At 65.1% G+C, this 12,524-nt stretch carries 12 protein-coding genes; 7 read left to right on the forward strand and 5 right to left on the reverse strand.

Going from position 1 to position 12,524, the window contains the following annotated elements:
• Window positions 1–2 precede the first annotated feature (2 nt).
• From scnC to LQD00_RS17515, 7 genes are all read left to right on the forward strand, one after another.
• Window positions 3–731: a thiocyanate hydrolase subunit gamma gene (gene scnC, locus LQD00_RS17485; protein ID WP_232718394.1), complete on the forward strand. Its 729-nt coding sequence runs from the start codon at window positions 3–5 to the stop codon at window positions 729–731.
• A gap of 2 nt (window positions 732–733) precedes the next feature.
• A complete protein-coding gene (locus LQD00_RS17490) occupies window positions 734–1,096 on the forward strand; it encodes a thiocyanate hydrolase (protein ID WP_232718395.1) in 363 nt (120 codons plus the stop codon).
• 97 nt (window positions 1,097–1,193) lie between these two features.
• A complete protein-coding gene (sigM, locus tag LQD00_RS17495) occupies window positions 1,194–1,769 on the forward strand; it encodes an RNA polymerase sigma factor SigM (RefSeq protein WP_232718396.1) in 576 nt (191 codons plus the stop codon).
• A 155-nt stretch (window positions 1,770–1,924) separates the two neighbouring features.
• Complete coding sequence (locus tag LQD00_RS17500) at window positions 1,925–2,719, forward strand: hypothetical protein (protein WP_232718397.1); 795 nt, start codon at window positions 1,925–1,927, stop codon at window positions 2,717–2,719.
• A gap of 144 nt (window positions 2,720–2,863) precedes the next feature.
• Entirely contained in the window at window positions 2,864–3,871 is a 1,008-nt protein-coding gene (gene trxB / locus LQD00_RS17505) for a thioredoxin-disulfide reductase (protein WP_232718398.1), read from the forward strand.
• 57 nt (window positions 3,872–3,928) lie between these two features.
• Window positions 3,929–4,267, forward strand: coding sequence for a thioredoxin (gene trxA, locus LQD00_RS17510; protein ID WP_232718399.1), 339 nt, complete (start codon window positions 3,929–3,931; stop codon window positions 4,265–4,267).
• Window positions 4,268–4,505: 238 nt separating this feature from the next.
• Window positions 4,506–5,639 (forward strand): N-acetylmuramoyl-L-alanine amidase, encoded by a 1,134-nt coding sequence (locus LQD00_RS17515; RefSeq protein WP_232718400.1) that lies wholly within the window; start codon window positions 4,506–4,508, stop codon window positions 5,637–5,639.
• Here the strand turns inward: LQD00_RS17515 and LQD00_RS17520 are convergent.
• From LQD00_RS17520 to LQD00_RS17540, 5 genes are all read right to left on the reverse strand, one after another.
• Window positions 5,584–6,444 carry a hypothetical protein gene (locus tag LQD00_RS17520; RefSeq protein ID WP_232718401.1) on the reverse strand — a complete coding sequence of 287 codons (861 nt, stop codon included), beginning with the start codon at window positions 6,442–6,444 and terminating at the stop codon, window positions 5,584–5,586. The genes LQD00_RS17515 and LQD00_RS17520 overlap by 56 nt on opposite strands.
• 146 nt (window positions 6,445–6,590) lie before the next feature.
• Complete coding sequence (locus LQD00_RS17525; RefSeq protein ID WP_232718402.1) at window positions 6,591–7,631, reverse strand: ParB/RepB/Spo0J family partition protein; 1,041 nt, start codon at window positions 7,629–7,631, stop codon at window positions 6,591–6,593.
• A gap of 34 nt (window positions 7,632–7,665) precedes the next feature.
• The gene (locus LQD00_RS17530; RefSeq protein WP_308196004.1) at window positions 7,666–8,622 is read right to left on the reverse strand and encodes a ParA family protein; all 957 of its coding nucleotides are present in this window, start codon (window positions 8,620–8,622) and stop codon (window positions 7,666–7,668) included.
• Between the two features lie 225 nt (window positions 8,623–8,847).
• Window positions 8,848–9,549 (reverse strand): 16S rRNA (guanine(527)-N(7))-methyltransferase RsmG, encoded by a 702-nt coding sequence (gene rsmG, locus LQD00_RS17535; RefSeq protein WP_232718404.1) that lies wholly within the window; start codon window positions 9,547–9,549, stop codon window positions 8,848–8,850.
• Between the two features lie 2,291 nt (window positions 9,550–11,840).
• On the reverse strand, window positions 11,841–12,485 hold the full coding sequence (locus tag LQD00_RS17540) for a Jag family protein (RefSeq protein WP_232718405.1): 645 nt from the start codon (window positions 12,483–12,485) through the stop codon (window positions 11,841–11,843).
• Window positions 12,486–12,524 lie beyond the last annotated feature (39 nt).

The following is a 12,524-nucleotide window of genomic DNA, read 5'->3' on the forward strand; positions in this document are numbered from 1 at the left end:
CCATGGGCGACGCCACCGGTGCGCACGGCCACGATCACGATCACGACCATGCGCGGACGGTCGCGCCGATGGTCGAGGAGGTCACCGATTTCGAGGTGCTCGAGATCGCCCTGCGTGAATTATGCATAGAGAAAGGGCTTTTCACCGCGGAGGAGCATCGTAGATTCACCGAGTTCGCCGAACAGATCGGTCCGACGCCGGCCGCGACCCTGGTCGCGCGCGCCTGGCTGGAACCGGACTTCAGAGAGCTCGCCCTCGCCGAACCGATGACCGCGAGCAAGGAGGTCGGGGTCGACTGGCTCGAGCCCACCGGCTTCGGAACGCCCAGTGATTTCACCGCTTTCTCGATCCTCGAGGACACCCCGTCGGTTCATCACGTGATCGTGTGCGCGTTGTGTTCGTGTTATCCGCGCCCGATCCTCGGTAATTCGCCCGAGTGGTATCGCACGCCGAACTATCGGCGCCGCATGGTGCGCTGGCCGCGACAGGTGTTGTCGGAGTTCGGCCTCCAGCTTCCGGACGGTGTGTCGGTCCGTGTCCAGGACTCCAATCAGAAACACCGGTTCATGGTGATGCCGCAACGCCCGGCCGGGACAGAGGACTGGACACAAGAGCAGCTGGCCGAGATCCTGACCCGCGACTGCCTGATCGGTGTGGCTCTTCCCAAGCCCGGGGTGACCACCAACGCGGTCACGACCGTTCGACCGGCCGTCCACCCGGCAGGAGAGTGACGATGTCGATGCAACCCGAGACCGGAGATGTCTACCCGCCGCTCGCCGAGGTCGTCGAGCGTGACCAGGTGTGGCCGCGGATGGCTGCCAAGTACGGGGTCGCCAACCTCGTCCCACCGTGGAAGACCAGCCTCGACGGCCTCTGCGACGCGCTCGACCGGGCCGCCGACAGCGGTTGCGCGGCACCCGGGGTCGTGGAGCGCCGGGACGAGGAGGACCGGTTGGCGGCGACCACCTACGCCGATCTCCCCTATCCGGAGAATCAGCTCGTCGCCCTGGCCCACACTCTGCTCGATCGCGGGGTGATCGACGAACGCCAGCTCGCGCAGCGAATGGCCGCGGTCCGAGCCCGTCTGGAGGCGTGAGTACACCCACCAAACCGGCTGTCCACAGCACGATCACTCCTGTAGACAACCGCGTCGTCACCGGGTCGGTTCGAGGCTTCTCCATTACTCTCAGCGCATGGCCGGGGGGAACGACGCAGTTGACCTGCGCACCGATGAGCAGTTGTTACGCGCTCACGTCGCCGGCGATCCGGGCGCGTTCACCGATCTGGTCAACCGGCACCTCGACTATCTGTGGTCGGTCGCCATCCGAACGAGCCAGAGCCCGGAGGATGCCGCCGACGGGCTACAGGACGCTCTACTCGCCGCCCACCGGACCGCCGGGGATTTCCGTTCCGACGCGAAGGTGACCAGCTGGCTGCATCGGATCGTCGTCAACGCCTGCCTCGACCGGATCCGACGCAACAATTCCCGCAAGACCGTTCCGCTGCCCGAATGGGACGTGATGTCGATCGCCGACACCACCGACGACATCGCCGCGGTGGATCTGTCCGTCTCCATCGGCCGGGCTCTGCATGCTCTTCCCGAGGGCCAGCGGCAGGCCATCGTCGCCGTCGACCTCGAGGGTTACTCGATCGCCGAGGCCGCCGCCCTGCTCGGCGTCGCCGAGGGGACCATCAAGAGTCGCTGCGCACGCGGACGTCTCAAACTTGCTCAGGTCCTAGGCCACCTTCGGACTGCCGATGACGCGTAATCTTATGCCTGCCAACCTCTTTCCGATCAATCCGGCACGAGCGGAACCGGAACCGCGCGTCGTGCGTCCAAGTATTCGACGACAACGGACAACGACCAGCGAGATGCCACCACCGAGACACCGACGCCCGACCTTCGGAATGGAAGACTGACACCATGACCCCGCGGGGACCTGATGACACCGAGTCCGGCGATCTGCCCGATCCGCCGTACTCGGCGGACACGCTGGCCGATCTCCACGCCGGAGTGCTGTCCGAGCGCGCTGCCGCCCACATTCGTGCGCAGATCGCCGATGACGCTGCCGCGCAGGAGATCCTGACAGCTCTGGACCGGACGACGAGTCAGCTTCGCACTTCGGCCCCCGCCCCGCATACGGTTCCGGATCATGTCCGCGCCGACGTCCAGGCCACACTGGCCGCGCTGGCGGGATCGTCCGCGCCCGGCGCGGCTGCACCTGCCGGCCCCGTACGACCCGGTCTCACCGAGGACGCCCCGGCGGATCTCGGCGCACGTCGCGATCGATCCCCCCGATCGAGGATCCTGCCGGTGGTGCTCGCCGCGGCGGCGATCGCGCTGGTCGCCCTCGGCTCGATCGGTGTGCTCGGGCTGATGTCCTCCTCGTCCGACGACACCCCATCACCGATACAGGCCCAACCCGGATCGACCCAGACCCTGGACCCGGCGGGGTCCGCGTCAGCCCTCGCGGTCCTCGGTCGTACCGACGGCGCACCGTTCGAATCGGTCGCCGCACTCCGACGCTGCACCGCGGCTCATCTCATCCCTGCGACTGTCGTCATCGTCGGATCCGGGCGGATCATCTTCCACGGTGATCCCGCCGCCGCGATCCTGCTGTCGACCGGCATCGCCGGCCGCTTCGACGCCCTGATCGTCGGTCTCGACTGCGACACCGGCAATCCCGCGTTCCTGGCCAGGGGGACGATTGGCGCCTGATCACCTCTACCAGGGCCGAGACCTGCGTCACCACGCCGGACGCATGGACTTGACCGGGAACATCTGCGCTTACCCTTGTGTTGAAGCAGCCGTGATCCCGACGAGAACTCCGGGATTCCGCATACCCCACAGCACGGAGGACGGATGAGCCAGCCAGAGACCCAGCAGATCCACGACGTGATCATCATCGGATCTGGTCCTGCCGGGTACACCGCGGCGATCTACGCCGCGCGCGCCGAGCTAGCGCCGATCGTCTTCGAAGGCACCCAGTTCGGTGGCGCGCTGATGACGACCACCGAGGTCGAGAACTTCCCCGGCTTCCAAACCGGCATCCAGGGCCCGGCCCTGATGGACGAGATGCGCGAGCAGGCGATCCGATTCGGCGCCGACCTGCGCATGGAGGACGTCGACACGGTCCGCCTCGAGGGCGACATCAAGGAGGTCGAGGTCGGCGGTGAGGTGTTCCGCGCACGCGCTGTCATCCTTGCGATGGGCGCCGCAGCACGATACCTCGGCGTCCAGGGAGAGCAGGAGCTCCTCGGTCGCGGCGTTTCCGCATGCGCGACCTGCGACGGATTCTTCTTCAAGGACCAGGACATCGCCGTCATCGGCGGTGGCGACTCGGCGATGGAGGAAGCGACCTTCCTCACGAAGTTCGCCCGCACGGTCACGCTGGTTCACCGCCGCGACGAGTTCCGCGCCTCGAAGATCATGCTCGAGCGCGCCCGGAACAACGACAAGATCCGCTTCGTCACCAACGCCGCCGTCCGTTCCGTCACCGGCGACGGGTCGGTGAGCGGCCTCGAGATCGAGGACACCCGCAACGGTGAGGTCAGCAACCTCGATGTCACCGGCATGTTCGTGGCGATCGGGCACGACCCGCGCAGCGAACTGGTCCGCGGGCAGGTCGACCTCGACGACGAGGGTTACGTCCTCGTTCAGGGTCGCACCACCTACACCTCGCTGCCCGGCGTCTTCGCCTGCGGCGACCTGGTCGACCACACCTACCGGCAGGCCATCACCGCAGCCGGCAGCGGCTGCTCGGCGGCCATCGATGCGGAGCGCTGGCTCGCCGAACAGGGTGAGGCGCCCACACACACCGTCGACGCCGAGTCGGTCGCAGAGGTCGAAGCTGTTCAGGCGCCCGCCTGACCTGAGCTTTCCAATCCCAATCTCATTCTTTTGAGTCCATCTGAGGAGGACATCACCATGGGTGCAAACACGGTCGTCGTCAACGACACCACCTTCAAGGACACCGTTCTCGGCGCCGACAAGCCGGTCCTGGTCGACTTCTGGGCCACCTGGTGTGGCCCGTGCCGCATGGTCGCCCCGGTTCTCGAGGAGATCGCCCGCGACAACGGTGACAAGCTCACCGTCGCCAAGCTCGACGTCGATGAGAGCCCGGCCACCGCGCGTGACTTCCAGATCATGTCGATCCCGACGATGATCCTGTTCGACAAGGGTCAGCCGGTGAAGACGATCGTTGGGGCCAAGGGCAAGGCGGCTCTGCTCCGTGAACTCGATTCGGTGATCGGTCAGTCGGCCTGAGCTGCTGTTTCTTCTGATCCGCGACGAGAGTCCGACGGGTGAACGACGTTGTCGTCGGCCCGCGGGCTCTCGTCGTTGGTAGTGTCGGCCCGGGTCCCCGACCATGAGGGACACGAGCCGGCAACCACGCCACTGGAGCTGTTCCAGTTTGGTGTAGTGAACTTCAGCTGAGAGAATGCAGGCTGATGCTGACCGGTACCGCAGTCACGCGGTCCGCCAGATATCGAGGGGTGACGACATGCCATTGTTCCGACTTGGGGATCACGGCTCGGCGGTGGCCGAGATCCGCGCCATCCTGGTCGGGCTGGGTCTGTTACCCGACGGTGGGAATCCTGTTTTCGACGAGGCCTGTGACCGGGCAATTCGGGCGTTCCAGCAGCAGCGTGGTCTGATCGTCGACGGCATCGTCGGCCCCGCGACCTACCGGGTTCTCCGAGAGGCCTCGTACCGTCTCGGCGCCCGAGTGCTCTCGTACCAGCTGTCGGCGCCCATGGTCGGCGATGACGTGGCGACTCTGCAGCACCGCCTCCAGAATCTCGGCTACTACACCTCGCTCGTCGACGGCATCTTCGGGCTCAACACCCACAACGCGGTCTGTCTGTACCAGAGTGAATACGGTCTGGCTTCTGACGGCATCTGCGGCCCGGCTACTCTCCGCTCTCTCGAGCGTCTCGGCACCCGTGTGACCGGTGGTTCGCCCTATGCCATCCGCCAGGAGGAGCAGGTTCGACGCTCCGGTCCGCAGCTGTCGGGCAAGCGGATCCTCATCGATCCGGGTTCGGGCGGGTTGCATCCGCTGTCCACCGGCGAGCTCGCCGAGCGCGAATCCGATCTGCTCTGGGATCTGGGTGCACGTCTCGAGGGCCGCATGGCCGCTGCCGGGATGCAGACCTTCCTGTCCCACGACGGTCGCGGCCGACCGGGGGACAATGAACGTGCCCGGGTCGCGAACCTCATGGATGCCGACCTGATGATCTCGCTGCGTTGCGGTCATTACCGCAATGCACAGGCAAACGGTGTCGCCTCGTTCTACTTCGGCAACAACCAGAACTCCTTCTCGACGATCGGCCGCAATCTCGCCGGGTTCATCCAGCGCGAGATCGCCGCTCGCACACCGCTTGCCGATTGTCGAACCCACGAGCGCACCTGGGATGTCTTGCGGCTCACCAGGATGCCGGTTGCCCTCATCGACGTCGGTTACATCACGAATCCGGATGATGCTGCGGTGCTGGGCAGTTCCGATTGGCGCAACGTCATCGCCGACGCCATCCTGGTCGCGGTGAAGCGGCTGTACCTGCTCGACCAGGACGATCGTCCTACGGGCACTTACACTTTCGCGGACCTTCTGGCCGCAGAGAACGCTTCGCACTGACGCAACCCGCTCCCGATCCCACCGGAACAGCTGTCCGCTGCCGTCCGGTGAGATCCATCTCGGCCATCACCACGAGCTTTTCCAGTGCGCTCTCGACTTCGAACTTCCAGCCGAGTCCTTCGTCGAGCTCCAGACGGAAACGCGGGAACCGTTGATGCGACGAGACGACGTCGAATCCGGAGTTCTTGAGGAACGACGCGTCGATCATGCACGAGGTGCACAGATCCGCCTGTGAGTCCTCGAGAATTTCCCGGGCGACTTCGATGATCGCCTCATCCGTCCAGAAGTCGAGGTCGGGGAGACCTACACCCGTGACGGCCTCACCCGTCTCCGCGGACCTGGCCGGTGTTCCACCGATCGTTCCGCCGAACTCGGCACCGCCGGCACCGTTTCGAACGAGTCCGAAGGCCTCCACTGCCCGGACACCGCGCCGGATCAGATCACCGAGGACCGCGTCGAGCAAGATCGTCGCAACTTCCTCATGTCCCGGCTCGGTGCGGATGCTGGTGAGTAGGACGGCGTCGTGACTGACCGGGGAAGTGGGGAAGTGCTGCGAACGGGGCACCCTGTTCGGCGGTGCGTAGAACGCCGTACCGATGACGGAACTGGTCGTCGAGTCGATGGCGACCTGTCCGCACGCACCCCACTCGAGGAGCAGCCCGGAGATCCAGGCCTCCTTGTCGAACTCGCTCTCGTAGGCCTGGCCGTTGGTGGTCGGCTCGACTTCCCAGAAGACACATCGGCGGGTGTGATGGGGGAGGGACTCGAAAGATCCGAGTTCCAGCCGCACGATCGACACGCTCATGTCACCGAACTCCGAGCCACAGGCGGGATCCGACGAAAAGTGTTGGGCTACAACCCATCCCGAAGTCCAGGCCGTTACCTGATCCGTCAATCGTCACAGTGACATTACTTCCGCATCCGCTGGTACCGAGAAATCCGCGGTGAAATTCACTTGTTCGGGTCGATGAACTGAACGATGCGTTCCAGGTCGTCAACCGATCCGAATTCCACGACGATCTTCCCTTTCCGCTTTCCTAGACTGACTGTAACCCTGGTGTCCAGGCTGTCGGACAGTCTCTCGGCAAGGTCCTGGAGTCCTGGCATCTGCATTGGCTTGCGCTTCGGAGCCGCTGGCTTCGCCTCGGGTCCGTCGCCGCGGTTGGCGAGAGTGACAGCTTCCTCGGTCGCACGAACAGACAGTCCCTCGGCGACGATTCGCGCGGCGAGAGCCTCCTGTGCGTCGCTGCCTGTCTCCAGGGAGAGGAGGGCACGGGCATGACCGGCCGACAGGACACCCGCCGCGACCCGACGCTGCACCGGAATCGGTAGCTTCAGCAACCGGATCATGTTGCTGATGAGCGGACGTGAGCGGCCGAGCTTGGCAGCCAGTTGCTCGTGGGTCACACCGAACTCTTCGAGAAGCTGTTGGTAGGCGGCCGCCTCTTCCAACGGATTCAGTTGTGCGCGGTGGATGTTCTCGAGCAGCGCGTCGCGCAACATGTCGCCGTCGGCGGTCTCACGGACGATGGCCGGAATGGCCTCGAGGCCGACCTCCTGGCTCGCTCGCCAGCGTCGCTCACCCATGACGATCTGGTAGGCCACACCGTCAGCCGTCGGCTCTTTCAGCCGTCGAACGACGATCGGTTGCATCAATCCGAACTCGCGGATCGAGTGGACGAGCTCGGACATCTGCTCGTCGTCGAAGACCGTTCGCGGCTGGTTCGGGTTCGGCTGGATCTGCTTGGGCGGGATCTCCCGATAGACGGCGCCGGCCTCCTCGCGGCTCAGTACGTCGACCGTCGAAGCATCGACAGGGGAGGAGGGCTGGCCGTCGACCACCGGCGACGGGCCCTTGCCGATGACGACGTCGGCAGCGGCGTTGCCCAGTCGCGGAGCATTCGACTGATCCTCGGTGGGACCGGTCGGGATTAGGGCGGCCAGTCCACGACCCAGCCCGCCGCGACGCTGCGCAGTGTCCCGTTGACTCATGCCTCTACCTCCACTCGGAACCGGATCTGTGTCGTCATGCCTGAGGGTTTTCCGATGCACCGCGGAGAGCGAGCTCGCGCGCCGCGTCAAGGTAACTCATCGCTCCACGTGAACCCGGATCGTATTCGATGATCGTCATTCCGTACCCGGGTGCCTCGGACACCTTCACGCTGCGGGGGATGATCGTGCCGAGCACCTTGTCGCCGAAGTGGCGACGGACTTCCTCGGCCACCTGATCGGCCAGCTTGGTCCGACCGTCGTACATCGTGAGGACGATCGTCGACACGTGCAGCCCACGGTTGAGGTGCGCTTGGACGAGCTCAATGTTCCGCAGGAGCTGCCCAACACCCTCGAGTGCGTAGTACTCGCACTGGATCGGAATGAGGACTTCGCGGGCGGCGACCATCGCGTTGACGGTCAGCAGGCCGAGCGACGGTGGGCAGTCGATGAACACGTAGTCGATCTGGTACTCGGCCAGCACCTCGTCGGAAAGCGCGTTGCGAAGCCTGTTCTCGCGCGCCACCAGAGAGACGAGTTCGATCTCGGCACCGGCCAGATCGAGTGTCGCCGGCACGCAGAAGAGACCTTGCTGGCTCGGTGACTCCTGGATGGCCTCCTTGAGGGTCACCTCGCCGAGGAGAAGTTCGTAGACAGAAGCAATGTCCTCGGCGCGATGATCGATGCCCAGGGCGGTGCTCGCGTTGCCCTGGGGGTCGAGATCCACGACGAGCACACGCAGTCCACGGACAGCGAGACCGGCTGCAAGGTTCACCGCTGTGGTGGTCTTACCGACGCCACCCTTCTGGTTCGCGACCGTCATGATCCGGGTGTGCTGTGGGCGGGGGAGTTGGCCGGCACCGCCCGGGGTCAGGACCTGGCTCGCGCGCTCCGCGGCCATGGCGATCGGGGTGTCGGCGTATGGTTCGCCCGCGGCGGGCGGGGCTCCAGCGGTTGGCGTTTCACGTGAAACGTTCGGGTCTTGATCGACCACGCGGGCACTCCTTTGACCTACCTGGTAGGCGTTCGAGTTGTCGGCTCCGGCGGACGTCGCCCCGGCTCCAACAGATGCAGAATCGTCGACGGCAGCACGCTGAGACGCGCTGCCAGAACGCTTTCTATTCTGCGCCTTACGCGGACTCCATACCAATTCAGAACTCCCTCTGTGTGACACCATCGGCGGGATCCGCCGCATCGGCCCGAATGATCGAGTCGGTGCTCATCGCCGTCGCTGCTTCTTGGCGGCGCGCTCCGCCTTCGTCCCTACGACGACCGTCGTCGGGGTGTCGAGAACCGCCCCGCAGGTGGCGACGCGGAGGTCGCTGATCCCGGTCCGTCCGACCACTGCGCGATCCCGCTCGATCTCTTCGGCTGCCGAGGATCCCTTGATAGCGATCATGCGACCGCCCCCGCGAACCAGGGGAGCGGACCATTTGGAAAGTCGCTCGAGCGGTGCAACGGCCCGCGAGGTGACCACGTCCGCGAGGCCGACATCGGCCCGGACCACTTTCTCCTCCGCACGGCCGCGAACGACCCGCACGTTCTCGAGACCGAGAGTCTCCACCGCTCGCTCCAGAAAGGTGCTGCGACGGAGGAGCGGTTCGATCAGAGTGATCGACACATCCGGGCGCGCGATCGCGAGAGGCAGGCCTGGAAGACCCGCACCGCTACCGACGTCGAACACCGTCTCGTCCTCCCGGATCAGTTCCCCGATCACCGCGCAATTGAGGATGTGGCGATCCCACAAACGAGGTACCTCTCGGGGTCCCATCAGACCGTGGTCGATCCCATCGGTAGCAAGTATTCGCCAGTACCCCTTCGCCAACTCCTTGCGCTCGCCGAACACCGCGTCAGCCGAAGCCGGCGGGGTCTGCAATGCGTCAAGGTCGGGATGGTCATCGGGTTGAGCGTCTGACGACACTTGGCCTCCGTTTCTAGTTGGTCCTATGACAGTGTTTCACGTGGAACCTGGCGCGGCCGACGGTCGGTGCACATCACAGTCAAGGGCACGTTTCACGTGAAACCACAGCCTTGTCATTCTTGTGCGGACGCGCCCCTGCGGGCTACTGAGAGCGCTGGTCCTTGGTTGGGCCGCGGACTAACAGACCGTCCGCAGGAAGGACCGACTGTAGAGACATAGGGACACCCGCGGGGCGGGTAGCGCGCCGGTCGATAGTCGGACGACGGCCATACCTCGCCGCCATCGCACCCACGCGTGTCCCGGGGTAGCGATCAGAGAGGGGAGCGGAGTTGTCAGTCTTCGTACAGTCACGCATCCCGGCTGACCCCACGGTTTGATCCGTGAGCACCCCAACGACGTGGAGCGGCGCGGAGCAGCGACACCCCACCGACTTCAGCGACTGCCTCGGCTCTGGACAATCAGCCTCTACCGCTACACAGGGATGCCACCCAGAGGTCGTTACGGACAACCTCGTCCATCGCTCCGTCGCGCTGGGCGCAGATCTGATGCGACACAGTCGTCGGAGCTGGCACTCACGCGACTACCTGGACACGCGCAACCTGGACCGGGACCGGATCCGCCCGGTTTCCGTTCACAGTCTGTGACTCAGCATCGCGGCCAAGCGCGATGAGGCCCGCGAGCGCACACCCTGTCGGCGACGGTCGCCGTCCGCTCGGCAATTATGACCTGATCCAACGACGGGAGCGTCGAGCATTGCTCGAGTCGAAAGCGCTGGGCAAGCTCGGCTCAGACCGATGATCATTGCGGAGCGAGCAACCTGGTCTCCACGTCGACATTGCGGAGAGAACCCTCGTCCTATCGTGAGCTCGACACGGTCCGGCAAACCTGGTTCGACCTCAGACCGGATCGTCGGGCGCTTCGCCGAATGCGTGAGATTTCACGTGGAACCGAGTATTCCTGACCGACCATATGCTGACACCCGATGGCGGATGTTTCACGTGAAACGACACTGATGTCATTCCCCAGGGTGATTGCAGAAGCCGCCCTCGATCGGGGTGGGTGCCCCTGACCGGTCGGTCCGACTGCCTTACCGACATCCACCCTGCCCTATTTCGATGGACCGCAGCGACGCATCGACTCGCCCCAGCCATGGTCCAGCTCGACTGCTCACGTGGTCCGGTCCGTTCACCTCTGGGCGTCCTCGGATCACCCGGTGGGGGAGGGGGTGGTTGCCGCCCACCGTGCTTTCGTGCGCGTTCCGTTCCGCTTCGCCTGCGACGAACGGACAGCGTCGCAGATCAACCCGTCGAGGCGGAACGATGCGCCACCCATCGAGTGGTTCGAAGCCGGGCCACACCGGAAACCTCACCGAGAGCCGAGACGCGAACGCACTCCGGAAGATCGGCAAGTACAGCCGACGTGTCGCAAGCGACGCAACGGTCCCGGCAGACCCTGCCTCGATCGAAGTCCGTCCCGGTGGCCCGAAGAACCGAACAGTGGCGACCGGACTATCGCCGCGAGGCCTACGGACAACATCGCCGGCGCGGTTTCACGTGGAACCCCGCCGGTGCCATGTGCAGATGTCGCGGAGAGTGTCGATGTCCGACACGATGGGCGACGTCTGCCAAACCCGTTGCCAGCTGGTCGCGTGAGTGCCAGCTTGCCGACGAGCGTGACGCTTCAGACCGGTGCCCAGCGGGACGCAGCGATTGACGAGGTTGCGGTCAACCGCGAACAACAATCGGACAACCGACCGCGGTCACGACGGACGGGAGCGGGGTTCGGCATTCGCGACGTGCAACGGGCGCCACGAGCCCAGTGAGGTTCGAAACCGGTGACGCCGCCATCGGCGTAACGCTCCCACGGCATCAGTGCGGGCATCGTGCACTGCGCGCGAAATCCGGCCCGGCTCGTTGAGCACTCTCCGGCATCAAGGGACCCGGGTCGAGATGAATCGACACGTGACGATTCAGCACCGATGCCCGAGGTCGTGGAAATTCGCGGTCCTTAATGGCCCGAAACGGTCAGTTCGACCACTTGACTGCCACGCGCGCCAGTCGACCGCATCCCTCAAACCGTCCCCGTCGCGAGCGCTCCTCATGCATCGACGACACAGTCGTTCCGAGTGGATGGAGGATCCAAGCCCGTCCGGTTTCACGTGAAACAACACCGTTGTGATTTCGTCCGGCGGCGCCGAGGGACCTGGGCGCCGATGGGATAGGGGAGTCCGAAACGACTCAGGCCCCGACCATCGGTCGGGGCCTGAGTGGAACTTCTCGTTCTGGTGAGTCCTACTCGGGGAGGACCACCACGCGACGCTTGGGCTCGGCACCCTCGCTCTCGCTGACAACACCGTCGACGGCGGCGACCGCATCGTGAACGATCTTGCGCTCGAACGGGGTCATCGGATCGAGCGCTTCACGCTCGCCCGACTTGAGCACACGCTCGGCGACCTCGCGACCGAGACGGGCCAGGCGGTCACGACGGTCGGCACGCCACCGGGCGATGTCGAGCATCAGCCGGCTACGCTCGCCGGTCGCCTGCTGGACCGCGAGGCGGGTCAGCTCCTGCAGGGCGTCGAGAACCTCACCCTTGCGGCCGACGAGCTTCGTCAGGTCGTCACCGCCGTCGATGCTGACGACGGCACGGTCACCGTCGACATCCAGATCGATGTCGCCGTCGAAGTCGAGAACATCGAGCAGCTGCTCGAGGTAGTCGCCCGCGATCTCCCCCTCTTCGACGAGGCGATCCTCATCGTCCTCGTCATCGTCCTGATCGTCGTCGAAGTCCTCGGCGGACTCATCGGTGACGTCGGTGTCGGCAGCGGCGTCCGCTCCGGTGGACTCGGTGGTGTCGGTCTGGGCTTCGGTCGTGGCCTTGGCGTCGTCCGGCGCCTCGGTCTCGGTTCCGGTTTGAGTTGCAGTCTCTGCTGTCATCTCATTCACCTAACTGTGTGCTTCGAACAAGTCTGTGCG

This window comes from Gordonia metallireducens, from assembly GCF_021245825.1.
Taxonomy (GTDB): Bacteria; Actinomycetota; Actinomycetes; order Mycobacteriales; family Mycobacteriaceae; genus Gordonia; species Gordonia namibiensis.

Excerpts from the sequence above, each read along its gene's own strand:
- LQD00_RS17520 (WP_232718401.1), bottom strand. The coding sequence starts at position 6,444 with ATGAGCGTGTCGATCGTGCGGCTGGAACTCGGATCTTTCGAGTCCCTC.
- LQD00_RS17490 (WP_232718395.1), top strand. The coding sequence starts at position 734 with ATGTCGATGCAACCCGAGACCGGAGATGTCTACCCGCCGCTCGCCGAG.
- LQD00_RS17540 (WP_232718405.1), bottom strand. The coding sequence starts at position 12,485 with ATGACAGCAGAGACTGCAACTCAAACCGGAACCGAGACCGAGGCGCCG.
- LQD00_RS17525 (WP_232718402.1), bottom strand. The coding sequence starts at position 7,631 with ATGAGTCAACGGGACACTGCGCAGCGTCGCGGCGGGCTGGGTCGTGGA.
- trxA (WP_232718399.1), top strand. The coding sequence starts at position 3,929 with ATGGGTGCAAACACGGTCGTCGTCAACGACACCACCTTCAAGGACACC.
- LQD00_RS17515 (WP_232718400.1), top strand. The coding sequence starts at position 4,506 with ATGCCATTGTTCCGACTTGGGGATCACGGCTCGGCGGTGGCCGAGATC.
- sigM (WP_232718396.1), top strand. The coding sequence starts at position 1,194 with ATGGCCGGGGGGAACGACGCAGTTGACCTGCGCACCGATGAGCAGTTG.
- trxB (WP_232718398.1), top strand. The coding sequence starts at position 2,864 with ATGAGCCAGCCAGAGACCCAGCAGATCCACGACGTGATCATCATCGGA.
- LQD00_RS17500 (WP_232718397.1), top strand. The coding sequence starts at position 1,925 with ATGACCCCGCGGGGACCTGATGACACCGAGTCCGGCGATCTGCCCGAT.
- scnC (WP_232718394.1), top strand. The coding sequence starts at position 3 with ATGGGCGACGCCACCGGTGCGCACGGCCACGATCACGATCACGACCAT.